Below are 23577 nucleotides of genomic sequence, written 5' to 3'. Positions count from 1 at the left end.
GGGCCCTTTCAGTGTCCGTTCAGGGTGCGCAGGTGGTCGCGCAGCCCGATGCCGAATGCGGTGGGAGTGCCGTCGTACGAGGTGATCAGGGCGGGCCCGGAGCCGCAGTTCCAGGTGTTCCAGGTCCAGCCCAGATAGGACAGGCCGCGGTCGTCGAACCACTTCATGACCCGGTCGACGAATCCGTGTGCGCAGGTGTTCTCACCGATCTCGCCCGCGAGCAGCGGCACTTGGGCGGCAACAGGGGCGAGGGTGTCGTTCCAGCACGTCTCGGTGGAGCAGCTGTTGAAGTTGTAGACGTGCCAGGCGGCGGCCAGATTGCCCGCCGGGTCCGCGGGGCGGTTCTGCAGCCACCGGCTCAGGTCGTTGGAGTACGCGATGCCGGGCACCAGGACGAGGTTCTTCGCCCCGGTCGTACGGACCGCGTCCACCAGGTCCTGCATGCCGGCGACCTCGTAACCGATGCCGGGGCAGCTGCCGCCGTCCCGCCAGCAGCTCCAGGCCTGGGCGGCGGTGGAGGTCGCCCGGTCCGGGTACGGTTCGTTGAACAGGTCGAAGACCACCCGCATGTCGTCCTTGAAGGTGTTCGCGACCGAGGTCCAGAACGCGGGCGTGTACTGGGCGTTCGGCATCGGCTTCTGACAGGACGCGTGGACGTCGGAGCAGCCGGCCGAGTTGCCGGTGTACTGGCCGTGGGTCCAGTGGAGTTCGACCACCGGGGTCAGGCCGTGGGCGAGTACCCGGTCGACCAGGCCCTCGACCGCGGAGACGTAGTTCGCCCCGCGGTACTCGGGCTTGATGTTGTCGAGACCGAGCCAGCACTCCTCGTTGAGCGGGATGCGGACGGTGTTGGCCTTCCAGTCGGCGATCGCCGCGATCGAGGCGTCGTCGACGGGACCGTCCCAGATGCCGTAGCCCTGGACGCACATGAACTCGCCGCCGGAGCGGTTCACGCCGAGCAGCCGGCGGGTCGCGCCGTTCTGGTCGGTGAACCTGTTGCCGGAGACGCTGAGTTCGGGCGCGCCGGTGACCGGGCTGGGCGGTGTGGTCGGCGGCGTGGTCGGGGGAGTCGTCGGATCGGTGGGGTTGGGGGTCGGTGTCGTCGGCGTGGGTGTCGGAGTGGTGGGGGTGGGAGTGGGCGTCGATCCGCCCGTGTCGCACGGTGCGCCGTTCAGGGTGAACGCGGTCGGGGCCGGGTTGCTGTCCGTCCAGGAGGCGATGAAGCCGGCCGTCACCGTCGCGCCCGTGCCGAGTGCGCCGTTCCAGCTCTCGTTCACGACGGCCACGGACGTCCCGGACTGGGACCACTTGCCGCCCCAGCCCTGGCTCACCGCCTGACCTGCGGGGAAGCCGAAGCCGAGGGTCCAACTGCTGAGCGCCGTGCTGTTGTTCGTGACGCTGACGGCACCCTGGAAGCCCCCGGACCACTGGTTCGTGACCGAGTACTCCACGGTGCAGGCGGTGGCGGCTCCCGAGGCCGTACCGGTGACGACGAGAGCGGTGCTCGCCGCCGTGAGCGCCGCTCCCGCGAGCAGCGCCGTCAGACGTGGGGGATGTCGCATGAGCGAGTCCTCGCAGCGAGGACACCCCGGGAAGGGGTGCCGACGGGATGGATTCGCTCCCACTGGTCCGGCAGACCGTAGCGCCAACCGCCGCCAAGGAAAAGAGGAGTTGAACAAATTTCCCGGGCGGGTGCGTTCGCCTGCCTTCGACTCTTCGGCCGTCTTGACGGGGTCACGCCGGATCTGCACAGTGGGAGCGCTCCCACTGGTTCAGAGCTTGACCACTCACCCTCGCACCACCCCATCTTCGAGCCGCGAGGAGAACCACCCGCATGCCATCACGCCCCCGCCGGCCCCGCGGCCCACGCCGCCCGGTCCGGCCCCTCACCGCGCTGGCCGCCGTACTGGCCCTGCCCGCCGCACTGCTCGCGGTCGGACCGCCCACCGCCCAGGCCGCCGACGTGCAGTGCAGCGTCGACTACACGACCAACGACTGGGGCTCCGGCTTCACCGCCGAGCTCACCCTCACCAACCGCGCCACCACCGCCCTCAACGGCTGGACCCTGGGCTACACGTACGCCGGTGACCAGAAGCTGAGCAACGGCTGGAACGGCACCTGGACCCAGTCCGGCAAGAACATCACCGTCACCAACGCCGCCTGGAACGGCACCGTCGCCGCCGGGGCCGCCGTCACCACCGGCGCCCAGTTCTCGTACACCGGCAGCAACACGGCGCCCACCTCCTTCACCGTCAACGGCACCCCCTGCACGGGCGCCCACCAGCCCCCGGTCGCCGTCCTCACCAGCCCCGCGCCCGGCGCCGTCTACACCCAGGGCGATCCCGTCCCGCTCGCCGCCACCGCGGCCGCCGCCGACGGCGCCACCGTGAGCAAGGTCGAGTTCTACAGCGACACGACCCTCCTCGGCACCGACACCACCGCCCCCTTCACCCTCGGCGCCACCTCCCTGGCCGCCGGCACCCACTCCCTCTACGCCAAGGCCTACGACTCGCTCGGCGCCACCGGCGAATCCGCCCCCGTCGGCATCACCGTCGCCGCCGGAGCCGCGCTCGTCGCCACGCCCGCCCAGCTCTCCGTACGCCAGGGGACGACCGGCACCTTCGACCTCAGGCTCTCCACCCAGCCGGCCGCGAACGTCACCGTGAGCGTCGCCCGCACCTCCGGCGTCACCGGTCTCACCGCGAGCCCGGCCACCCTCACCTTCACCCCGGCGAACTGGAACACCGCCCAGAAGGTGACCGTCACCGCCGCGCCCACCGGCACCGGCACCGCCGTCTTCACCGCGACCGCCCCCGGCCACACCAAGGCCGAGGTCACCGTCGCCCAGTTGGCCGCGAGCTCGACCTACGAGGCCCGCTTCCTCGACCTCCACGGGAAGATCACCAACCCGGCCAACGGCTACTTCTCGCCCGAGGGCATCCCGTACCACTCCGTCGAGACCCTGATCGTCGAGGCCCCCGACCACGGCCACGAGACGACCTCGGAGGCGTACAGCTATCTCGTGTGGCTCCAGGCCATGTACGGGAAGATCACCGGCGACTGGTCGAAGTTCAACGGCGCGTGGGACACCCTTGAGCGCTACATGATCCCCACCCACGCCGACCAGCCGACCAACTCCTTCTACAGCGCCTCCAAGCCCGCCACCTACGCACCCGAGTGGGACCTGCCGTCCCAGTACCCGGCGAGGCTGGACACCGGTGTGACGTCCGGCGTCGACCCGATCGCCGCCGAGCTGAAGAGCGCGTACGGCACCGACGACATCTACGGCATGCACTGGATCCAGGACGTCGACAACGTCTACGGCTACGGCAACGAGCCCGGGAAGTGCTCCACCGGCCCCACGGCGACCGGCCCCTCGTACATCAACACCTTCCAGCGCGGCCCGCAGGAGTCCGTCTGGGAGACCGTCACCCACCCCACCTGCGACAACTTCTCCTACGGCGGCAGGAACGGCTACCTGGACCTCTTCACCGGGGACTCCTCCTACGCCAAGCAGTGGAAGTTCACCAACGCCCCCGACGCCGACGCCCGGGCCGTCCAGGCCGTCTACTGGGCCGACGTCTGGGCCAAGCAGCAGGGCAGGGGCGCCCAGGTCGCCACGACCGTCGGCAAGGCCGCCAAGATGGGCGACTACCTGCGCTACTCCCTGTTCGACAAGTACTTCAAGAAGGCCGGCGACTGCGTCGGACCGACCACCTGCCCGGCCGGCACCGGCAAGGACAGCTCGATGTATCTGATGTCCTGGTACTACGCCTGGGGCGGCGCCACCGACACCAGCGCAGGCTGGGCCTGGCGGATCGGCTCCAGCCACGCCCACGGCGGCTACCAGAACCCGCTCGCCGCGTACGCCCTGAGCACCTACGCCCCGCTCAAGCCGAAGTCGGCGACCGGCGCGGCGGACTGGGGCACCAGCCTGGACCGGCAGCTGGAGTTCTACCGCTGGCTCCAGTCCGACGAGGGCGCCATCGCGGGCGGCGCCACCAACAGCTGGCAGGGCCGCTACGCCACCCCGCCGGCCGGCACCCCCACCTTCCACGGCCTCTACTACGACGAGAAGCCCGTCTACCACGACCCGCCGTCCAACCAGTGGTTCGGCTTCCAGGCCTGGTCGATGGAGCGCGTCGCCGAGTACTACCAGCAGACCGGCGACACCGACGCGAAGACCGTCCTCGACAAGTGGGTCGCCTGGGCGCTCTCCAAGACCACCGTCAACCCCGACGGCACCTACCGCATCCCCGCCACCCTCCAGTGGTCCGGCGCCCCCGACACCTGGAACGCGGCGAACCCCGGCGCCAACGCCGGTCTGCACGTCACCGTCGCCGACTACACCGACGACGTCGGCGTGGCCGCCGCCTACGCCAAGACCCTCACCTACTACGCGGCCAAGTCCGGTCACGCCGAGGCCGGGCGCGTCGCCAAGGCCCTCCTCGACGGCATGTGGACCCACCACCAGGATCCGCTCGGCATCGCCGTCCCGGAGACCCGCGCCGACTACAACCGCTTCGACGACCCCGTCTACGTCCCCAGCGGCTGGACCGGCACCATGCCCAACGGCGACGCGGTGAACTCCTCGTCCACCTTCGCCTCGATCCGCTCCTTCTACCGGAACGACCCGGCCTGGCCGAAGATCGAGGCCTACCTGGCGGGCGGCGCCGCCCCCGTCTTCACCTACCACCGGTTCTGGGCCCAGGCGGACATCGCCCTGGCCATGGGCTCGTACGCGGAACTGCTCGAATAACAACCGCCGCCCCGCGAAGAGCATCCGCTCCGCGTACGAACCGGCCGGGCGGGCCCGAGAAGGGGCCCGCCCGGCCGCATGCCACGGGGAACAGGCCGGGGTAGGCTCGGCACCCGCTCCGAGGAGGAGGGAGAACGTCCGTGGGACCGGACCCGTCGGCGGGCCGCAGTGGCCACCGCAGCGTGCCGCACACGGCGGACCTGCGGGTGGAGGCCTGGGCTCCCACCCGGGAGGAGTGCCTTGCGCAGGCCGTACGGGGTGTCTGCGCGTCGTTCCTGGACCTGACGGGGGCGGTGGGTGACCACAGGCGGGACGTGGAGGTGCGGGCGGACCGGGACGAGGACGTCCTGGTCGCTCTCCTCGACGAGGTGGTGTACCGGCTGGACACGGAGGGAGAGGTCCCGGTCGAGGTGGAACTGGTCCCCGTGGACGGAGGCGTGCGGGGCGTCCTGTGGACGGCTGACGCGGGGGCGTTTCCGGTGACGGGCGCCGCGCCGAAGGCCGTCACGCTGCACGAGACCGCGATGACCCCGGGGCCGGGCGGCTGGACCTGTTCGGTGACGCTCGACGTGTGAGAGCGCACTCACGCCGACCGGCCCGCCCGGTCCTTCTTGAGGAAGCGGCGCAGCCGCCGCAGCGGCCAGGTGTTGATCACGTCGTCGGCGGTGAGCCATCCGCGTTGCGCCGTGCCGACGCCGTAGCGGAGGTGTGCGAGCTGGGGGATCGAATGGGCGTCGGTGTCGACGGCGAACCTCACCCCGTACTCCTTGGCCCGCAGGATGTCCTCGTCGCCCAGGTCGAGGCGGTCGGGCTGGGCGTTGATCTCCAGGGCGGTGCCGGTGCGGGCGCAGACGGCGAACACCTCGTCGAGGTCGGCGTCGACGCCTGGGCGTCTGCCGATCAGCCGGGTGGTGGGATGGCCGATGACGTTGACGTACGGGTTCTCGCAGGCACGGACGAGCCGCCGGGTCATCGCGTCCCGGTCAAGGCCGAAGTGGGAGTGCACCGAGGCCACACAGAGGTCGAAGTCCCGGAGGAACGCGTCTGGCCAGTCCACCTCGCCGTCCGGCCCGATGTTGAGTTCGGTGCCGTGCAGGAGCCGCATCCGGTGGTGCCTGCCGTCGAGCTCGCGTACCCGCTCGCGCTGGGCGAGGATCTTGTCGTCGGTCATCTGCTGCATGGCCAGGCCGGGTGCGTGGTCGGTGACCGCGTAGTACGCGTATCCGTGCGCGGCGGCCGCCTTCACCATGTCGTCCAGCGGCGCGAGGCCGTCGGTGAGATCGGTGTGGGTGTGCAGATCACCTTTGATGTCGCCCTCCGTCACCACTGCGGGCAGCTGGCCGCGCAGGCCGGCTTCGATCTCCCCGCGGTCCTCCCGCAGGGTGGGCGGGATCCACGGCAGGCCGAGCCGGTCGTACACCTCCTCCTCGGTCCGGGAGGCGACCCGTTCGCCGCTCTCCGTCTCGAACAGGCCGTACTCGGAGAGCTTCAGACCCGCGCGGACGGCGATCGTGCGGGTGTGGATGTTGTGCGCCTTGGAGCCGGTGAAGTACTGCAGGGCGGCGCCCCATGACTCCGGCTCCACCACCCGCAGGTCGACCTGGATGTTGTCGACGGTGCGGACGGAGGTCTTCTTGGGGCCGTGTACGAGGACCTCCGCGGTGGCCGGAAGTTCGGTGAGCGCGTTCATGAACGGCGCCGACCGGGCGGCGGCGACAAGGATGTCGAGGTCCCCGACCGTCTCCCTCATCCGGCGCAGCGACCCCGCGTAGGCGCAGTCCTCACAACCGCTGATCCCGGACAGTGTCGTGACGATGTCCTCGGCGGTCTCCATGGCGGCGCTCAGCAGGATCCGCCCACCGGCCCGCCGCATCAGCTCGATGCCGTGCAGGATGTTCGCCTCGGTCTTCTCGCCGAAGCCCCGCAGGTCGCGCAGACGCTCCGCCTTGATCGCGTCGGCCAGCTCGTCCACGGAGGAGATGTGCAGGTCCTCGTAGAGCGCCAGGGCCTTCCTGGGGCCGAGGGTGGGGATGGCCATCAGCTGCCGCACACCGTCCGGAATCCTCGCCCGCCGCTTCTCGATCATCTCGACCCTGCCGGTGCGGAAGTACTCGACGACCTTCTCGGCGATGGACCTGCCGACGCCGGGGATCTCCCGCAGACCCGCCGCGTCGAGCCGGGACACGTCCGCGGGGTGCCCGCCGATGGCGCGGGCGGCCTTCTCGTAGGCGCGCGCCTTGAACGCCTCGCCTCCGGTGATGGCGATGAGGTCCGCGTACTCCTGAAGGAGCGCCTCGACCTCTTCGTTGGGCCGGGCCACGCCTTCCAGTCTAGGAACCGGGCGCCCGCCGTGCCCGACGGTGCGCGAAGCCGGGATGCCGAGGGTCTACTGGAAGAGGGCCCACCGGAAGGCACCGGAAGGCAGGGGACGGGGAAGGGACGACGGGCATGGACATCACCCTGGTGGAAGAGACTCCGGTACGGTTCCGCATCGCGAAGCAGGGCCCGATGCGGGTTCCGGGCGTCGTCTTCGCGACACGGGAGCTCCTGCCGGAGGCGGCCGGCGACAAGGCGCTCGAACAGGTCGCGAACGTGGCGACGCTGCCGGGCATCGTGCGTGCCTCGTACGCCATGCCCGATGTGCACTGGGGGTACGGCTTCCCGATCGGAGGCGTGGCAGCCACGGACATCGACGCCGGCGGAGTGATCTCGCCGGGCGGCGTCGGATTCGACATCTCCTGCGGTGTGCGACTGCTCGCCGCCGACATCGATCGCAGCGCCCTGGTCCCCCACACGCGCCGCCTGATGGACATCCTCGGAGACACCGTTCCGCGCGGTCTGGGGCGCGGCGGGCTGTGGAAGCTGTCCGGACGCCCCCAGCTGGAGGAACTCCTGGCCACCGGTGCCGCGTACGCGGTCGAGCACGGCCGGGGCGTCCCCCGCGACCTGGAACGCTGCGAGGACGGCGGGACGCTGGCGGGGGCCGACCCGTCGCAGGTCGGTCAGCGGGCGGTGGACCGCGGGCTCCAGCAGGTGGGGAGTCTGGGGTCGGCCAATCACTTCCTCGAAGTGCAGGCCGTGGACCGGGTGTACGACCTGCCGACCGCCACCGCCTTCGGCCTGCGTCCCGGCCAGGTGTGCGTCATGATCCACTGCGGCTCGCGCGGCCTGGGACACCAGGTGTGCAGCGACCATGTCCGCGTGATGGACCAGTCCCTGCGCTCCTTCGGCATCCAGCTGCCGGACCGGCAGCTGGCCTGCGCCCCCGCCGTCTCCACGCCCGGCCGTGCCTATCTGGGGGCGATGGCGGCCGCCGCCAACTACGGGCGCGCCAACCGGCAGCTGCTCACCGAGGCCGCGCGGCACGCCTTCGACGTCGCGGCCGGGGCGAGTCTGGACCTCGTCTACGACGTCTCCCACAACATGGCGAAGATCGAGACCCACGACGTCGGCGGTGTCCGGCGCCGACTGTGCGTCCACCGCAAGGGCGCCACCCGGGCCCTGCCGCCCGGCCATCCGGACCTCCCGGAGGACCTGGCCGAGGCCGGGCAGCCCGTGCTGGTGCCCGGCACGATGGGGACCGCCTCGTACGTGATGGCCGGCACCGCCGGCAACGACGCCTTCTGGTCCTCCGCCCACGGCGCCGGCCGCGTCTGGAGCCGCCACCAGGCGCTCCGCCGCGTCCGCGGCGAGGAACTGCATCGGGAACTGGAGTCCCACGGCATCGCCGTGCGGCCGATCTCGTGGCGGGCGCTCGCCGAGGAGACGCCCGACGCCTACAAGGACGTCGACGCCGTGGCCACCGCGACCGAGCGCGCGGGACTCGCGAGGCTGGTCGCCCGACTCGTACCGCTCGGGGTCGTCAAAGGATGAACGATCGGGGGGGCGTCGGGGCGGGCCGTGGGCGAACGGCGGTTCGTCCGCGGAAAACCGGATGACCCGCCCCGTGCCACGTCCCTACCCTGCCGCCATGGAACACGGACCCGCCCTGCTGAACGTCGTCGACGTCGAGGCCACCTGCTGGGACGGGCAGCCGCCGCCCGGCGCGGTGAGCGAGATCATCGAGATCGGGCTCACCGTCGTGGATCTGACGGCGCGTCGGCGCGTGGGGCGGCACCGGATTCTCGTGCGGCCCGAGCGCTCCGAGGTGAGCGGCTTCTGCACCGAGCTGACCGGGCTCACCCCGGCCGAGGTCGCCGGAGGCGTCGGCTTCGCCGAGGCGTGCCGGATCCTCGCCGAAGCCCACGACGCGCGCAGCCGCCCCTGGGCGAGCTGGGGGGACTACGACCGCGGGCAGTTCGAACGGCAGTGCCGGGCGGTCGGCGCGCCCTATCCGTTCGGGCGTCCGGCCGAGGAGTGGCACACCAACGCCAAGGCCGTGTTCACCGAGGCGTACGGGCTGCGCAAACGGCCCGGCATGGCCGGCGCCCTGCGGATCGCCGGGCTGCCGCTGGAGGGGCGCCACCACCGAGGCGAGGACGACGCGTGGAACATCGCCGCCCTCGTCCTGGACCTGGTGGAGCGCGGAGCCTGGGCGCGGGGGAGCGGCCCTGCACGGATCAGTTCATCGTCGAGCCGATCGTCGTCGACCCCGTCGTGAGGAAGGTCGTCGCCGGCAGCGAGCCGTCCGCCTTCCTGGCCCCGTAGGCCATGGCCGGGTTCGTGGAGACGAAGGCCGGCGTCGCGACCCCGGAGTCCCAGTTGTTGCCCGCCGACACCGCCGAGGACCCCTTGTTGGCCAGGCCGGAACCGTTGCCGACGGCCAGGTTCCTGCCCAGCCGGGCCGCACCCGTGGCGAAGTAGTACCCCCACTTGCCGTTCGCGTACGCCGTCGTGCGGTTGATGACGATCGCGCCCTTGTTGCTGTTCTCGGTGAAGCCGTTGCCGGCGTTGGACCAGGCGGCGGAGTTGTTGACGACATGGGCGACCACCTCGCCGTCGCCGCCGAGCTTGTAGCCGTTCCCGTCGCCCGCGAAGGCGGAGTCCGACCAGCGGTTGCGCCCGTTGCCCCAGGCCCAGGTGTGCTCGATCGTCACCGGCGAGGACCAGGACCACAGGTCCACGCCGTCGTCCGAGTTGTCGGACAGGCGCGCCCCGGTGATCAGATTGCCCGAGCCCGAGCCGAACTTGATCGCGAGCCCGTCCGCGTTCTCGCCGTGGTCGGCCGCGTCGTAGTGACCGTACGAGTCGAGGTTGCGGACGGTGTTGTTGTTCGTGTCGGCGCCGGTCAGCGTGAAGCCGGAGTCGCCGCCGTTGCGCGTCGTGATCCGGTTCCACACCGTGCCGGTGCAGGAGGTGCAGACGACCGCGCTGTCCGGGGAGTTCTGGAAGGTCAGGTTCGACACCGTCCAGTAGTCCGCGGTCAGTTTGAGGATCCACGAGCCGGCGGGCAGGCTCGAACCGTCGATGACGACGCTCTCGGAGCCGTACGGCTCCAGGCGGATCGGCGCGGAGGCGGTCCCGTTCGCCGTGGACTGCAGGGTGGCGGTGGGGCGGTAGGTGCCGCCCCTGACCTGGATGACGGTGCCGGGCGCCGCGTTCTTCACCGCGCTCGCCAGCTCGGTGGCCGTCGACACGACGACCGTGGCGGCGTGGGCGGGGGAGGCGAGGACGACCGGGCCGGCGACGGCCGCGGCCAGGACGGTCAGGGTGAGGAACGAGCCCCGGGAGCGTGCTGCGGTACGAGACGTACGGGACATCACGTGCGGGTCCTCTCGTGGTGGGGGGTGGGTGGTGCATGAGGCGAGCGAAGGGGCTTACGGGGCGACCGGCGACCAGTCGCCCAGATACGCGGCCCGGGTGGCCGAGGCGGCCTCCGCCGCGGTGAGCTGCGGCCGGTTCTCCGGCACGGCGATCTCCGCGCCCGGCCCCGTGTTGCGGTACTCGCCGAACCGCTGCGCCTGCCGCGGATACGCCTCGCGCATGTTCGCGTAGGACGCCACCGCCTCGATCCCCGGCCCGAGGACGCACTCCCGGACGACGAGCGACGGCCACGCCGCGCGAGGTCGTACCGACCACGCGGAGCGTCGCCGTCACCGGAATGTCTCCCGTGCGTCAGCGCACCGCGAGCAGGTGCTCCAGGGCGAGCTGGTCGAGCCGTTCGAAGGCCATGGAGCGCTCGGCCGCCGCCGTCACGTCGAAGTCCTCGTACGCGGCGGGGTCGCCGAGCAGGCCCGCGAGCCCGTCCGGGGCGGTCGGGACGGCGAGTTCGTCGAGCCGGGAGGCGGCGAGCGCGGCCGTGACCTCCGGGTCGGCGCGGAAGGCGGCGGCGCGCTCCTTGAGGACCAGGTAGTTCCGCATGCAGTTCTTCGCGGACTCCCACACCCCGTCGAAGCCGTCCGTGCGCACCGGCTTGAAGTCGAAGTGGCGCGGACCGGTGTAGCCGGCCGTCTCCAGGAGGTCGACCAGCCAGAAGGCCTGGCGCAGATCACCGGCGCCGAAGCGGAAGTCCTGGTCGTACTTGATCCCGGACTGTCCGTTGAGGTCGATGTGGAAGAGCTTGCCCGCCCACAGCGCCTGCGCGATGCCGTGCGGGAAGTTCAGGCCCGCCATCTGCTCGTGCCCGGTCTCCGGGTTGACGCCCACGAGCTCGGGCCGCTCCAGGCGCTCGATGAACGCGAGGGCGTGCCCGATGGTCGGGAGCAGGATGTCGCCGCGCGGCTCGTTCGGCTTCGGCTCGATCGCGAAGCGCAGGTCGTAACCCTGCTCGGTGACGTACTGGCCGAGCAGGTCGAACGCCTCCTTCATCCGGTCGAGGGCCACCCGCACGTCCTTCGCCGCGCCCGACTCCGCGCCCTCCCGGCCGCCCCAGGCCACGTACACCGAGGCACCGAGTTCGACGGCGAGGTCGATGTTCCGGATCGTCTTGCGGAGCGCGAAACGGCGCACGTCACGGTCGTTCGCCGTGAAGGCTCCGTCCTTGAAGACCGGGTGCGTGAAGAGGTTGGTGGTGGCCATGGGGACCTTGAGACCCGTGCGGTCGAGGGCGGCCCGGAAACGCTTCACCGTCGCCTCGCGCTCGGCCTCCGGCGCCCCGAACGGGATCAGGTCGTCGTCGTGGAAGGTCACGCCGTACGCGCCGAGCGCCGCGAGCCGCTCGACCGACTCGACCGGGTCGAGCGCCGGCCGGGTCGCGTCCCCGAACGGGTCGCGGCCCTGCCAGCCGACCGTCCACAGGCCGAAGGTGAAGCGGTGGTCGGGGGTGGGGAGGAATCGCTGCGACATGTCCGGCTCCTTCGTGGCGCGGCCATGAGCGGGAAGGCTGGCCGCGAGATTTGTTTTCTGAGATAACTAATACCGCCGGGCGCCGCCCGGCGCCAGAGCCGACCCCGTATCCGGGGCACGAGAGCCCCCGCATCCGGGGAACGAGAGGTGGTCCATGACCCAGCGCCCGGTGGTCATCGGCATCGACAGCTCCACCCAGTCCACCAAGGCGGCCGTCGTGGACGCCGAGGACGGCACGCTCCTCGCCGTCGGCCGCGCGCCGCACACCGTCGCCGGAGTCGGCGGCGCGCGCGAGTCCGACCCCGAGGAGTGGTGGTCCGCCCTCGCCCTCGCCGTCGCCGACGGGCTCCGGCGGGGCGCCGTGCCGCCCGCCGCCGTGACCGGCATCGCCGTCGCCGGACAGCAGCACGGCCTCGTCACCCTGGACGAGGCCGGCCGTCCGCTACGGCCCGCGCTCCTCTGGAACGACACCCGCTCCGCGCCCCAGGCCGCCGCCCTGACCGGCGCGCTCGGCGGACCGGAGGCCTGGCTCGCCCGCACCGGATCCGTGCCCGTCGCCTCCATGACCGCCGCCAAGTGGCAGTGGCTGCGGGAGCACGAACCCGCCGTCGCCGACCGCGCGGCGGCCGTCCGTCTGCCGCACGACTTCCTCACCGAACGGCTCGGCGGCGCCGCGGTCACCGACCCCGGCGACGCCTCCGGGACCTGCTGGTACGACACCGGGCGCGCGGCCTACGACCCCGAGCTCCTCGCCCTCATCGCCCTCGACCCCACCCTGCTCCCGGCCGTCGCTCCCACCGGCGCCACCCGCGTCGGCACCCTCACCCGCGCTGCCGCCGAGGCCCTCGGCCTGCCCGCCGGGGTGGCCGTCGCCGCCGGGACCGGCGACAACATGGCGGCCGCCGTCGGACTCGGCCTCGGTGGGGGCGGGCTGCTCGACCACCCGGTGGTCAGCCTGGGCACCTCGGGCACCGTCTTCGCCGCCACCCGCGCCCGGCCCGCGAGCCCCGGTCTGTCCGGCTTCGCCGCCGCCGACGGCGGCTACCTGCCGCTCGGCTGCACGCTCAACTGCACCCTGGCCGTCGACCGGATCGCCGCCCTGCTCGGCCTCGACCGCGAGGACGCCGCACCCGGCGACGGCCTCGTCCTCCTGCCGTACCTCGACGGCGAACGCACCCCCGACCTCCCCCACGCCACCGGCCTCCTCACCGGCCTGCGGCACGCCACCACCCCGCACGCCCTGCTCGGCGCCGCCTACGAGGGCGCCGTCTTCACCGTGCTCCGCGCGCTCGACGAGGTGCTCACCGCCTGCGGGCTCGACCCCGCCGACCCGGCCGTACGGGACCGGCCCCTGCGCATCGTCGGTGGCGGCGCCCGGGGCCGGACCTGGACCGACACCGTCCGCCGCCTCTCCGGGCGCCCCCTCGTCGTCCCCGCCGCGACCGAACTCGTCGCCCTCGGTGCCGCCGCCCTGGCCGCTGCCGCCGTCAACGGCACCGATCCCGTCGCGCTCGCCCGGGAGTGGGGCACGGGGGAGGGCGAGACGCTGTCGCCGGTGGCCCGTGACACCGCCACCTGGGACCGGATCGACCGGGTGCTGCACGGGGCGCAGCCCCTGCTGACGGGCTGAGGGGCCGCGAGGGGCCGGGGCCGGTCGTCCGGTCGTCAGTGCACCGAGGGTTTCGGCGCGGACCCTCAGGTGGCGGCGACCGGCTCCGCCGGCGCCCGCAACTGCTCCGCCGCGTCGGACACCCGGCGCATCAGCGACAGGAACTGGGTCTGCTCCTCGGGGGAGAGGGGCGCCAGGAAGATCTGGTTCATGCGCGCCGTCCGCACGATGAGGCGGCGGTGGGTCCGGGTGCCCTCGTCCGTGAGGCGGAGCAGGAAGCGGCGGCCGTCCTCGGGGTCGCGCACCTTGTCGAGGAGGCCGCGCCGGATGAGCCGGCTCACCACCTCGGCGATCGTCGAACGGTCGAGGCCCACCCGCTCGCCCACCGTCCGCTGGTCGAGACCGGGTTCGGCGACCAGGGCGTTGAGGACGCCGAACTGCGGTGAGGTGATCTCCTCCGAGACCACCGTCGTCCACAGCAGATGGTGGGCCTGCTGGAGTCGCCGGGCCAGGTGTCCGGGGTGTGTGGTCAGATCCACCGCGCCCATCGTGCGCTCCTTCAGCCGTGCCTGCCGCTTGGTCGGTGCACGGAACGATACCCGGCGCCCCGATCCCGGCCGGGCCCGTTCGCCCGGAACCCGTTGACGGTGGCGCACACGGCTGCCAGCATGGCCCGGTCGGCGCAGATGCTCAGTGCACTGACTAATTTCATCGATCGATTCCACCGACTCATTCGCGGTCGACGCGGTCGTCGGCGAGGACGAGAGGCTTCCCATGGACAAAGTGGTCACCGGCGCCGCCGAGGGGGTGGCCGACGTTCCGGACGGGGCGACGCTCGCCGTCGGCGGCTTCGGCCTCAGCGGCGTACCCACCGCCCTGATACAGGCGCTCCACGCCCGCGGCGTCGGGGGACTGGGGGTCGTCTCGAACAACTGCGGCGCGCTGGACAGCGGCCTCGCCGTGCTGCTCGCCGCGGGCCGGATCGCCCGCGTCACCGGCTCGTACATCGGCGCGAACAAGGAGTTCGCCCGCCAGTACCTGGCCGGGGAGCTGGAGGTCGAGCTCATCCCGCAGGGCACCCTCGCCGAGCGACTGCGCGCCGGCGGCTGCGGCATCCCCGCCTTCTACACCCCGGCCGGCGTCGGCACCCAGGTGGCCGACGGGGGACTGCCCTGGCGGTACGACGGGGAGGGCGGCGTCGCGCTCGCCTCGCCGCCCAAGGAGGTACGGGAGTTCGACGGCGTGCCGTACGTCATGGAACGCGCCATCCGCACCGACTACGCCCTGGTCCGAGCCGCCCGCGGCGACCGGCACGGCAACCTCGTCTTCCACGCCGCCGCCCGCAACTTCAACCCCCTCGCCGCCATGGCCGGCCGCGTCACCGTCGCCGAGGTCGAGGAACTCGTCGAACCCGGCGTCCTCGACCCCGACGAGGTGCACCTGCCCGGCGTCTTCGTCCAGCGCGTCGTCGCGCTCACCCCCGAACAGGCCGCGGACAAGGGAATCGAACGGCGCACGATCGTCGCGTCTCCGACACGAAGGACCACCCGATGAGCTGGACCCGCGAAGAGATGGCCGCGCGCGCCGCCCGCGAACTGCGCGACGGCCAGTACGTGAACCTCGGCATCGGCCTGCCCACGCTCATCCCCAACCACCTGCCGCCCGGCGTCGAGGTCGTCCTCCACTCGGAGAACGGCATTCTCGGCACCGGCCCCTACCCGACCGAGGACGAGGTCGACCCCGACCTCATCAACGCGGGCAAGGAGACCGTCACCGTCCTGCCCGGCGCCGCCTACTTCGACTCCGCGCTCTCCTTCGGCATGATCCGCGGAGGTCACGTCGACGTCGCCGTCCTCGGCGGCATGCAGGTCTCCGCCCGCGGCGACCTCGCCAACTGGACCGTGCCCGGGCGCCTCGTCACCGGCATCGGCGGCGCCATGGACCTCGTCCACGGCGCCCGCACCGTGATCGTCGTCCTCACCCACACCGCCAAGGACGGCACCCCCAAGATCGTCGCCGAGTGCGACCTGCCCCTGACCGGCCGGGCCTGTGTCGACCGTGTCATCACGGACCTCGCCGTGCTCGACGTGACGCCGGACGGCCTCGTCCTGGTCGAGACCGCGCCGGGTGTCACCGCCGGGCGGGTCGCGGCCCTGACGGCGGCCCCGGTCCTCGGCCCGGACCGGCAGCCGATCCCGCCGGAGGCGGACCGCGCCGAGGACCCCGAGGCCCCTGCCTCCGAGGCCCCTGCCCACGCCTGAGCAGGTCGCCCCGCCGCCACCCTGCCCGCCTTTCCGCTCCGAGAGGAAAGAACCCGCCGCATGGACGACGAACTCACCCAGCACCGCATGGACCGCGAGATGGCGGCCCTCCAGAGCGCCTACGACGCGGCGCTCGCCGCGGGCGCCCCGCCCCGCCACCACCCGCCGCGCGACTACGCCCCGTACCGCAGCTCACTGCTCCGCCACCCCCGGCAGCCGCTGGTCGCCGTCGACGCGGGCGGCGACCCGGAGGCGGTCGAGCTCGCCGGACCGGTCTTTGGGCCCACCGACGTCACCGAGCACGACAACGACCTCACCCGGATGCACGCCGGAGAGCCGCTCGGCGAGCGGATCACCGTCACCGGCCGGCTCCTCGACCGGGAGGGGCGGCCCGTGCGCGGACAGCTCATCGAGCTCTGGCAGGCCAACGCCTCGGGCCGTTACGCCCACCACCGCGACCGCCACCCGGCCCCGCTCGACCCCCACTTCACCGGCGTGGGACGCACCCTGACGGATCATCAGGGGCGCTACACCTTCACCACCATCAAGCCCGGCGCCTACCCCTGGCGCAACCACACCAACGCCTGGCGCCCCGCCCACATCCACTTCTCGGTGTTCGGTACGGCGTTCACCCAGCGCCTCGTCACCCAGATGTACTTCCCCGGCGACCCGCTGCTCGCCGGCGACCCCATCATCCGCTCGGTGACCGACCAGGCGGCCCGCGACCGGCTGGTCGCCCGCTACGAACACACCCTGTCCGTCCCCGAGTTCTCCCTCGGCTACGCCTGGGACATCGTCCTCGACGGACCCGCCGCCACCTGGATGGAGGAAGGCCGATGAACACCGCCCACCCCGCCGCCCGGCCGCTGCCCACGCCGTCCCACACGGTCGGCCCGTTCTACGGCTACGCCCTGCCGTTCCCCGACGGCGAGTGCGTCGCCCCCGCCGGGCACCCCGACCGCGTCACCCTGCACGGCTACGTCCTCGACGGCGCCGGCCACCCCGTCCCCGACGCGCTCCTGGAGTTCTGGCAGGCCGCCCCCGACGGCTCCCTCAGCGGCGCGCCCGGCTCGCTGCGCCGCGACCCCGTCACCGGCGGCCACCTCGGGCGCAACGGCACCGACTTCACCGGCTTCGGACGCGTCGCCACCGACGCCGACGGCCACTACACCCTGCACACCCTGCCGCCCGGCAACCCTGGTCAACCCCACATCTCCGTCTGCGTGTTCGCCCGTGGCCTGCTCCACCACCTCTACACCCGCGCCTATCTCGCCGACGGCCCCGACCCGCTGCTCGACCGGCTCCCCGCCGACCGGCGCGCCACCCTGATCGCCGCCGAGGAGCCGTACCGCACCCACCGCTTCGACATCCGCCTCCAGGGCGAGGGCGAGACGGTCTTCCTGGAGTTCCCGTGACCGCCGACCCGGATGCCCGCGACCCGGGCGCCCCCCTTCCGTACGCCGCCCTTCCGTACGCCTCCCTTCCATACGTCATCGACGCAGGCCTGCTCGACCCGGTACGGGCGGGCCTGCCCGCCGAGGCCGCGACCGGCGACGGCGCCTTCCTGCGTGCCCTGCTCGACGCCGAGGCGGCCCTCGTCCGCGCTCAGGCCGCCATCGGCGCCGCGCCCGTTGAGGCGGCGCGCGCCATCACCGAGGCGGCCGCCGACCCGGGCCGCTTCGAGCCGCGACGGCTCGCCCTGCGGGCGCGCGCCGGCGGCAATCCGGTCATCCCGCTCGTCGGCGAACTGACCGAGGCGGCGGGGGAGTGGGGCCCGTACGTGCACCGGGGCGCGACCAGCCAGGACATCCTGGACACCGCCGCCATGCTGGTCGCGGCCCGCACCCTCGGCCTCGTCCTGGACGACCTCGCCCGCGCCGAGCAGGCCCTGGCCGCCCTCGCCGTAGCCCACCGCGACACCGCGATGCCCGGCCGCACCCTCACCCAGCACGCCGTCCCCACCACCTTCGGGCTCAAGGCCGCGGGCTGGCGCGCGCTCCTCCTCGACGCCCGCGACCGGACCGATGCGGTACGGGGCGGGCTGCCCGCCCAGCTCGGCGGCGCCGCGGGCACCCTGGCCGCCCTCGCCGACCACCACCCCGACGGGGACGCCACCGGACTGCCCGCCGCGTACGCCGCCGAACTCGGCCTCGCCGCACCCCTCTTGCCCTGGCACGCCCTGCGCACCCCGATCGCCGACCTGGCCGGCGTCCTCGCCCTCACCGCGGGCGCGCTCGGCAAGATCGCCGCCGATGTCCTCACCCTGTCCCGGACCGAGATCGGCGAGCTCGCCGAGGGCACCGGCGGCGGCTCCTCCGCCATGCCCCACAAGGCCAACCCGGTCCGAGCCACCCTGATCGCCTCCTCCGCCCGCCGCGCCCCGCACCTCGCCGCGAGCCTCTACGGCTGTCTGGCCGCCGAGGACGAACGGCCCGCCGGCGCGTGGCACGCCGAATGGGAACCCCTGCGCGAGCTGCTGCGGCTCGCCGGCGGCGCCGCCCACCACACCGCCGCCCTCGTCGAGACCCTCCACGTCGACCCGGCCGCGATGCGCGTCAACCTCGACCGCACCGGCGGCCTCCTCGTCGCCGAACGCCTCGCCACGGCCCTCGCCCCCCGGCTCGGCCGCGCCGCGGCGACGAAGCTCGTCGCCGAACTCGCCGCCCGAACCCGCACCGAGGGCCGACCGCTCGCCGAACTCCTCGCCGAACAGGCGGAGTCCACCGGCCTCGACCCCGCCGCACTCGCCGTCCTCGCCGACCCCACCCGGGCCACCGGACACGCCGGCATCCTCACCGACCGCGCCCTGGAGCGACGTTGACCACCACCGCGACCACCCTCCACCACCGCGCCGAAGGACCCGCCGGTGCCCCGGTGCTCATCCTCGGGCCCTCGCTCGGCACCTCCATCGCCCTGTGGGACGTCGTCGCCCCCGAACTGTCCACCACCCACCGGGTCGTGAGATGGGACCTGCCCGGCCACGGCGGCTCGCCCGCCGATCTCATCGGGCCGGGCGCGACCGTCGCCGACCTGGCCCGGCTCGTCCTCGACCTCGCGGACACGCTGGGCGCCGACCGCTTCTCGTACGCCGGGGTATCCCTCGGCGGCGCCGTCGGCCTCCACCTCGCCGCCCACCACCCCGATCGTCTCGACCGGCTCGCCGTGCTCTGCTCCTCCGCCCACTTCGGCGGCGCCGAACCCTGGCGCGCCCGGGCGGCCGACGTGCGCCGCGAGGGCCTGGCCCGGCTCGCCGACACCGCCGAGGCCCGCTGGTTCACCCCCGGTTTCGGCGTGCCCCGGCTGGTCGAGGACCACCGCACCGCCGACCCCGCCGCGTACGCCGCCTGCTGCGACGCGCTCGCCGCCTTCGACCTGCGCGACCGGCTTGCCGGCATCACCGCGCCCACCCTGCTGATCGCGGGGCGCGAGGACCCGGCCACGCCGCCCGCCCATCTGCGCGAGATCGCCGACGCCGTGCCCGGTGCCGCGCTCACCGAACTCCCCGGCGCCTCCCACCTGGCCCCCGCCGAACAGCCCGGCGCCGTCACCGCCGCCCTCCGCGCGCACTTCGGGATTCGTTCCGCTCCGAGCGGAATGAAAACCCGCCGCGAAGTCCTCGGCGACGCCCATGTCGACCGCGCCCAGGACCGGCAGACCCCGCTCACCGCCCGCTTCCAGGACTTCATCTCCCGCTACGCCTGGGGCGAGATCTGGACCGACCCCACCCTCACGCGCCGAGAACGCAGCCTCGTCACCCTCACCGCGCTCGTCGCCCACGGCCACCACGAGGAACTAGCCCTCCATCTGCGCGCGGCACGCCGCAACGGACTCAGCGACGCCGAGATCGCCGCCGTCCTCCTCCAGACCGGCGTCTACTGCGGCGTCCCGGCGGCCAACGCCGCCTTCGCCGTGGCCCAGCGCGTCCTGGAGGAACCCGACGGCGAGTGACCACCACCGAGCACCATCGGCGTCCTCAGCACGCGGGCACGCGGGCGAACCGCTCCGTGACATGCAGATCGGCCTCGATGCCGGCGATCGCCGCCGCCAGCTCCGGCAGCACCTCGGTCACGCACTCCTCGGGGGAGCGGCGGCTCGCGTGCAGGGCCACGTTCACCGCGGCGACCGCACGCCCGGCCCGGTCCCGTACCGGCATCGCGATCGACCGCAGACCCTCCTCCAGCTCCTGGTCGACGAGCGCGTAGCCCGCCCGCGCCACGCCGTCGAGCAGCGTGCCGAGTTCCGCGCGATCCGTCACCGTGTACGGGGTCAGGGCCCGCGGCTCGGCCGCCGCCAGGCGCGCCGCCCGCTCCCCGTCCGGCAGGCCGGCGAGCAGCACCCGGCCCATGGAGGTCGCGTACGCCGGGAAGCGGGTGCCCAGGGTGATGTGGACGTTCATGATGCGGCTGGTCTCGACCCGGCCCGTGTACTGCACCTCGTCGCCCACCAGGACCGCCAGGGACGTGGACTCGCGCACCCGCTCGGCCAGATCCGCCAGGTGCGGCTGCGCGATCCGGGTGAGCGTCGTGCGCGACAGCGGCGGGAAACCGAGATCGAGGACGCGCGGCGTCAGCCGGAACTCCCGCCCCTCCACCGCCACACAGCCGACGTGCTCCAGAGTGATCAGCGCCCGCCGCGCGGTCGCCCGCGCGAGACCCGTGGCCTCCGCGACCGCCGTCAGCGGCAGCGCCGCCCGGCCGGCGCCGAACGCCGTGAGCACCGTGAGCCCGCGTGCCAGCGACTCCACGAACTCCCGCCCCAGCTCCTGCTTGGACGCCGAGGTCCACGCCGCGAGCCCGCTGGGCGCGGCCGGCTCCTCCGCCGGCGCCTCGCGCAACGCCTGCTCCATCGCGCCGGCCGCGTCCCGCAGCCGCGGCAGCAGCGCCGTGCGCAGCGAGTCCGTGTCGTGCCGGCTGGTGTGGCTGACCGTGCTGAGCGCGCAGACGATCCGCCCGTCCCCGTCCCGTACGGGCACGGAGAGCGCCACCAGGCCCGGCTCCACCAGCTGGTCGTCGAGCGCCCAGCCGAGCCGTGCCGCCTCGGCGGCCCGCTCGGCGAAGTCCACGGCGCCCGTCCGCCCGCCCGCCGGCACGGCGGGGAAGCCCCGCCCCGCCGGATCGCCCGCCCGCCGCTGCCGCCACTGCGCCCAGCCCGACGCGTCCCACTCGGAGGCGAACAGCAGCCCCGGCGCGGTGCGCTCGGCCGGCAGCAGATCGCCGATGCGGAAGCTCACCGACATCGCGCGGCGCCGGGTGGCCTGGTGCACGAAACGGATGCCGTCGCCGTCGGCCACGGCCAGCGACACCGACTCGTCCAGCTCGTCCGCGAGCGCGTCGGCGAGACCGCCCAGGAGGCCGGGGAGCCGTACGGAGGCCAGATAGGCGTTGCCGAGTTCGAGCAGCGGCGGCGCGAGCACCACGTCGCGCCCCTCGATCCGTACGTACCCCATGCGGGCCAGCGTGCCGGTGATCCGGTCGACCGTGGAGCGCGCGAGCCCGGTGGCGCGCTCCAGCTCGCCGACCGGCATCCGCCCGCCACCCGCCTCGGTCAGCCGGCGCAGCACGCAGATCCCGCGCAGCAGCGGCGTCACCGCCTCGGGCGGGGCCGCGGCGGCGGAGTCGTCGATGGACGCGTCGATCGATGGCATGGGCTCGGCTCTCCGTGGTGGATCTTCGGTCCCCGAAGTGAACACGACGAGGACGGGGGTGCGGCAGCCCGTTGACAGGCACACCCGGCCGCGACCAGACTCCCATCATAGTGAAAGTCTCTTCACTATGCGAACAGGCTGGTTGTGTCGGCCAGTCACCACGCCAACAAGCCCGTGATCCACGGCGACGAGGAGATTCCATGCGCACCACCGTCGGCATCATCGGCGGCGGCCCCTCCGGCCTGCTGCTGGCCCGGCTGCTCCACCGCTCCGGCATCGACAGCGTCGTCCTGGAGAGCCGGGACCGCGACTACGTCGAGCGGCGGCAGCGTGCCGGCATCCTCGAACAGGCCACCGTCGACGCCCTGCGCACCGCCGGCGCCGCCGCCCGTCTCGACACCGAGGGCATCCCGCACGACGGCATCGAACTCCGCCACGACGGCCGCGCCACCCGCATCGACTTCCCCACCCTCACCGGCGGCCGGCGCGTCTGGGTCTACGCCCAGACCGAGGTCGTCAAGGACCTCGTCGCCCTCCAGCTCGCCGACGGCGGCCCGCTGCTCTTCGAGGCCGAGGTCACCGCCGTCGAGGGGGCCGACACCGACCGCCCCCGCGTCCACTACACCCACGAGGGCCGCGCGCGGATACTCGACTGCGACTACGTCGTCGGCTGCGACGGCTACCACGGCGTCACCCGGCACGCCGTCCCCGCGCACCTGCGCCGCACCCACGAGCGCACCTATCCCTACTCCTGGCTCGGCATCCTCGCCGACGCCCCGCCCGTCTACGACGAGCTGATCTACGCCCACTCCGAGCGCGGCTTCGCCCTCGCCAGCATGCGCTCGCCCGCCGTCAGCCGGCTCTACCTCCAGGTCCCCAACGGCACCGACCCCGCCGACTGGCCCGACGAACGCATCTGGGACGAGCTCGACGCCCGCCTCTCCCTGAATGCCGAACCCGGCTGGCGCCTCGCCCGCGGCCCCGTCACCCAGAAGTCCGTCCTGCCCATGCGCAGCTCCGTCACCGAACCCATGCGCCACGGCCGGGTGTTCCTGGCCGGCGACGCCGCCCACATCGTCCCGCCCACCGGCGCCAAGGGCCTCAACCTCGCCGCCGCCGACGTCGTCGTCCTCGCGCGCGCCTTCGCCCACCACCACGCCACCGGCTCGGCCGAACTCCTCGACGCCTACTCCGACACCTGCCTGCGCCGGGTCTGGCGCGCCGAGCACTTCTCGTACTTCATGACCACCACCCTCCACGCCGACCCGGACCAGGCTTCTTTCGACACCCGGCTCCAGCTCTCCCAGCTCGACCGCATCGCAGGCTCCCGGCACGCCGCCGCCGAACTCGCCGAGAACTACACCGGGCTGCCGCTCGACCTCTGAACGGACCCGCGCGGCGCCCGGCGCTCAGTGCTCGGTCAGAGCTGTCCGTCGGGCGCCGTCAGGGCGTCGAGCCGCGCGAGCAGCCGTGCCCCCTCGCGGCTCATCACCTCAGGCTCGCGCAGCGCGTTGGCGAGCAGCGACATCCCCTGGTACGCGGCGACCAGGGTGAGCGCCAGACCCTCCGGGTCCGCCATGCCCAGGGCCCGGAACTGCGCCCCGGCCCAGTCGAGCAGCTCCCGGATCACCGCCCCCGCCTCGGCGTCCAGCGTCCCGTCGGCCCGCTTGTCGAGCTCGACCGCCAGCGTGCCCGTCGGGCAGCCGCGCCGCGCCGCCACCTCTCGCTGCTCCACCCAGGACTCGACCAGGCCCTTCAGGCGCTCGCGCGGATCCGGCAGCTTCTCCAGGCGCTCGGTCAGCAGCGCCAGATACGCGCGGTGCTCGGAGAGCGCGGCCAGGACCAGGTCGTCCTTGGTCTTGAAGTAGTAGTAGACGTTCCCGACGGGCACCTCCGCCTCGCGCGCGATGTCGGCGAGGGTGGTGCGCTCGACGCCCTGCTCATGGAGCACCCGGGCGGCCGCCGCGACCAGGCGCTGCCGCTTCTGCGAGGCCCGCGTCCGTCGATTCACTGAGTCAGTCACCCGACTGACTATAGACAACCGCCGGTCGGTCATGGTGTGCTGTCTCTCACCTAAGTC

General features: G+C 73.1%; 19 protein-coding genes and 1 pseudogene. 12 read left to right on the top strand and 8 right to left on the bottom strand.

Going from position 1 to position 23577, the window contains the following annotated elements; genetic code table 11:
* Window positions 1-8 precede the first annotated feature (8 nt).
* Window positions 9-1562 carry a cellulase family glycosylhydrolase gene (locus tag AB0M18_RS22735; RefSeq protein ID WP_365760765.1) on the bottom strand — a complete coding sequence of 518 codons (1554 nt, stop codon included), beginning with the start codon at window positions 1560-1562 and terminating at the stop codon, window positions 9-11.
* A 272-nt stretch (window positions 1563-1834) separates the two neighbouring features.
* Between AB0M18_RS22735 and AB0M18_RS22730 the strand changes: the two genes are divergently transcribed.
* Together AB0M18_RS22730 and AB0M18_RS22725 are read left to right on the top strand one after the other, a co-directional pair.
* Entirely contained in the window at window positions 1835-4759 is a 2925-nt protein-coding gene (locus tag AB0M18_RS22730) for a glycoside hydrolase family 48 protein (RefSeq protein ID WP_365760763.1), read from the top strand.
* A 140-nt stretch (window positions 4760-4899) separates the two neighbouring features.
* A complete protein-coding gene (locus tag AB0M18_RS22725; RefSeq protein ID WP_365760761.1) occupies window positions 4900-5334 on the top strand; it encodes an archease in 435 nt (144 codons plus the stop codon).
* An 8-nt stretch (window positions 5335-5342) separates the two neighbouring features.
* Here AB0M18_RS22725 and polX read toward each other — a convergent pair whose 3' ends face one another.
* Window positions 5343-7079 carry a DNA polymerase/3'-5' exonuclease PolX gene (gene polX / locus AB0M18_RS22720; protein ID WP_365760759.1) on the bottom strand — a complete coding sequence of 579 codons (1737 nt, stop codon included), beginning with the start codon at window positions 7077-7079 and terminating at the stop codon, window positions 5343-5345.
* 128 nt (window positions 7080-7207) lie between these two features.
* Here polX and AB0M18_RS22715 point away from each other — a divergent pair, with 128 nt between their 5' ends.
* The gene (locus AB0M18_RS22715) at window positions 7208-8632 is read left to right on the top strand and encodes an RtcB family protein (RefSeq protein WP_365760757.1); all 1425 of its coding nucleotides are present in this window, start codon (window positions 7208-7210) and stop codon (window positions 8630-8632) included.
* A gap of 97 nt (window positions 8633-8729) precedes the next feature.
* Window positions 8730-9359, top strand: a complete 630-nt coding sequence (locus AB0M18_RS22710; RefSeq protein ID WP_365760755.1) for a 3'-5' exonuclease — start codon at window positions 8730-8732, stop codon at window positions 9357-9359.
* On the opposite strand, the gene AB0M18_RS22705 is transcribed toward AB0M18_RS22710, so the two are convergent.
* From AB0M18_RS22705 to xylA, 3 genes and pseudogenes are all read right to left on the bottom strand, one after another.
* The gene (locus AB0M18_RS22705; RefSeq protein WP_365760753.1) at window positions 9319-10458 is read right to left on the bottom strand and encodes a right-handed parallel beta-helix repeat-containing protein; all 1140 of its coding nucleotides are present in this window, start codon (window positions 10456-10458) and stop codon (window positions 9319-9321) included. The genes AB0M18_RS22710 and AB0M18_RS22705 overlap by 41 nt on opposite strands.
* 57 nt (window positions 10459-10515) lie before the next feature.
* Window positions 10516-10755, bottom strand: a pseudogene (locus AB0M18_RS22700) (pectin esterase); the annotation flags it as partial.
* 58 nt (window positions 10756-10813) lie between these two features.
* Window positions 10814-11983, bottom strand: a complete 1170-nt coding sequence (gene xylA / locus AB0M18_RS22695) for a xylose isomerase (RefSeq protein WP_365760751.1) — start codon at window positions 11981-11983, stop codon at window positions 10814-10816.
* Window positions 11984-12137: 154 nt separating this feature from the next.
* On the opposite strand from xylA, the gene xylB reads away from it, so the two are divergent.
* Window positions 12138-13613, top strand: coding sequence for a xylulokinase (xylB, locus tag AB0M18_RS22690; protein ID WP_365760749.1), 1476 nt, complete (start codon window positions 12138-12140; stop codon window positions 13611-13613).
* A gap of 65 nt (window positions 13614-13678) precedes the next feature.
* Here the strand turns inward: xylB and AB0M18_RS22685 are convergent, their stop codons facing one another.
* Complete coding sequence (locus AB0M18_RS22685) at window positions 13679-14140, bottom strand: MarR family transcriptional regulator (RefSeq protein ID WP_365760747.1); 462 nt, start codon at window positions 14138-14140, stop codon at window positions 13679-13681.
* Window positions 14141-14366: 226 nt separating this feature from the next.
* Here AB0M18_RS22685 and AB0M18_RS22680 point away from each other — a divergent pair, with 226 nt between their 5' ends.
* From AB0M18_RS22680 to pcaD, 6 genes are all read left to right on the top strand, one after another.
* A complete protein-coding gene (locus AB0M18_RS22680) occupies window positions 14367-15146 on the top strand; it encodes a CoA transferase subunit A (protein WP_365760745.1) in 780 nt (259 codons plus the stop codon).
* Window positions 15143-15853 (top strand): CoA transferase subunit B, encoded by a 711-nt coding sequence (locus AB0M18_RS22675; RefSeq protein ID WP_365760743.1) that lies wholly within the window; start codon window positions 15143-15145, stop codon window positions 15851-15853. The genes AB0M18_RS22680 and AB0M18_RS22675 overlap by 4 nt, the downstream gene beginning before the upstream one ends.
* A 60-nt stretch (window positions 15854-15913) precedes the next feature.
* The gene (pcaH, locus tag AB0M18_RS22670) at window positions 15914-16693 is read left to right on the top strand and encodes a protocatechuate 3,4-dioxygenase subunit beta (protein ID WP_365760741.1); all 780 of its coding nucleotides are present in this window, start codon (window positions 15914-15916) and stop codon (window positions 16691-16693) included.
* Window positions 16690-17268 (top strand): protocatechuate 3,4-dioxygenase subunit alpha, encoded by a 579-nt coding sequence (pcaG, locus tag AB0M18_RS22665; RefSeq protein WP_365760739.1) that lies wholly within the window; start codon window positions 16690-16692, stop codon window positions 17266-17268. Before pcaH ends, pcaG begins: the two co-directional genes overlap by 4 nt.
* Window positions 17269-17345: 77 nt before the next feature.
* Window positions 17346-18674, top strand: coding sequence for a 3-carboxy-cis,cis-muconate cycloisomerase (pcaB, locus tag AB0M18_RS22660; protein WP_365761013.1), 1329 nt, complete (start codon window positions 17346-17348; stop codon window positions 18672-18674).
* Window positions 18671-19801: a 3-oxoadipate enol-lactonase gene (gene pcaD / locus AB0M18_RS22655; RefSeq protein WP_365760737.1), complete on the top strand. Its 1131-nt coding sequence runs from the start codon at window positions 18671-18673 to the stop codon at window positions 19799-19801. Before pcaB ends, pcaD begins: the two co-directional genes overlap by 4 nt.
* A gap of 25 nt (window positions 19802-19826) precedes the next feature.
* Here the strand turns inward: pcaD and AB0M18_RS22650 are convergent, their stop codons facing one another.
* Window positions 19827-21497, bottom strand: a complete 1671-nt coding sequence (locus AB0M18_RS22650) for an IclR family transcriptional regulator C-terminal domain-containing protein (RefSeq protein ID WP_365760735.1) — start codon at window positions 21495-21497, stop codon at window positions 19827-19829.
* A gap of 200 nt (window positions 21498-21697) precedes the next feature.
* Between AB0M18_RS22650 and AB0M18_RS22645 the strand changes: the two genes are divergently transcribed.
* Complete coding sequence (locus tag AB0M18_RS22645; protein ID WP_365760733.1) at window positions 21698-22882, top strand: 4-hydroxybenzoate 3-monooxygenase; 1185 nt, start codon at window positions 21698-21700, stop codon at window positions 22880-22882.
* Window positions 22883-22917: 35 nt separating this feature from the next.
* Here the strand turns inward: AB0M18_RS22645 and AB0M18_RS22640 are convergent, their stop codons facing one another.
* Window positions 22918-23520, bottom strand: coding sequence for a TetR/AcrR family transcriptional regulator (locus AB0M18_RS22640; protein ID WP_365760731.1), 603 nt, complete (start codon window positions 23518-23520; stop codon window positions 22918-22920).
* Window positions 23521-23577 lie beyond the last annotated feature (57 nt).

This window comes from Streptomyces sp. NPDC051909, assembly GCF_040681095.1.
Classification (GTDB): Bacteria; Actinomycetota; Actinomycetes; order Streptomycetales; family Streptomycetaceae; genus Streptomyces.
Note: the sequence above shows the minus strand (reverse complement) of the source record. Positions and strands in the feature narration are given on the sequence as shown.

Coding starts and splice junctions, on each gene's coding strand:
- AB0M18_RS22735 (WP_365760765.1), bottom strand. CDS start 1,562: ATGCGACATCCCCCACGTCTGACGGCGCTGCTCGCGGGAGCGGCGCTC.
- AB0M18_RS22730 (WP_365760763.1), top strand. CDS start 1,835: ATGCCATCACGCCCCCGCCGGCCCCGCGGCCCACGCCGCCCGGTCCGG.
- AB0M18_RS22715 (WP_365760757.1), top strand. CDS start 7,208: ATGGACATCACCCTGGTGGAAGAGACTCCGGTACGGTTCCGCATCGCG.
- AB0M18_RS22710 (WP_365760755.1), top strand. CDS start 8,730: ATGGAACACGGACCCGCCCTGCTGAACGTCGTCGACGTCGAGGCCACC.
- AB0M18_RS22705 (WP_365760753.1), bottom strand. CDS start 10,458: ATGTCCCGTACGTCTCGTACCGCAGCACGCTCCCGGGGCTCGTTCCTC.
- xylA (WP_365760751.1), bottom strand. CDS start 11,983: ATGTCGCAGCGATTCCTCCCCACCCCCGACCACCGCTTCACCTTCGGC.
- xylB (WP_365760749.1), top strand. CDS start 12,138: ATGACCCAGCGCCCGGTGGTCATCGGCATCGACAGCTCCACCCAGTCC.
- AB0M18_RS22685 (WP_365760747.1), bottom strand. CDS start 14,140: ATGGGCGCGGTGGATCTGACCACACACCCCGGACACCTGGCCCGGCGA.
- AB0M18_RS22680 (WP_365760745.1), top strand. CDS start 14,367: ATGGACAAAGTGGTCACCGGCGCCGCCGAGGGGGTGGCCGACGTTCCG.
- AB0M18_RS22675 (WP_365760743.1), top strand. CDS start 15,143: ATGAGCTGGACCCGCGAAGAGATGGCCGCGCGCGCCGCCCGCGAACTG.
- pcaH (WP_365760741.1), top strand. CDS start 15,914: ATGGACGACGAACTCACCCAGCACCGCATGGACCGCGAGATGGCGGCC.
- pcaG (WP_365760739.1), top strand. CDS start 16,690: ATGAACACCGCCCACCCCGCCGCCCGGCCGCTGCCCACGCCGTCCCAC.
- AB0M18_RS22650 (WP_365760735.1), bottom strand. CDS start 21,497: ATGCCATCGATCGACGCGTCCATCGACGACTCCGCCGCCGCGGCCCCG.
- AB0M18_RS22645 (WP_365760733.1), top strand. CDS start 21,698: ATGCGCACCACCGTCGGCATCATCGGCGGCGGCCCCTCCGGCCTGCTG.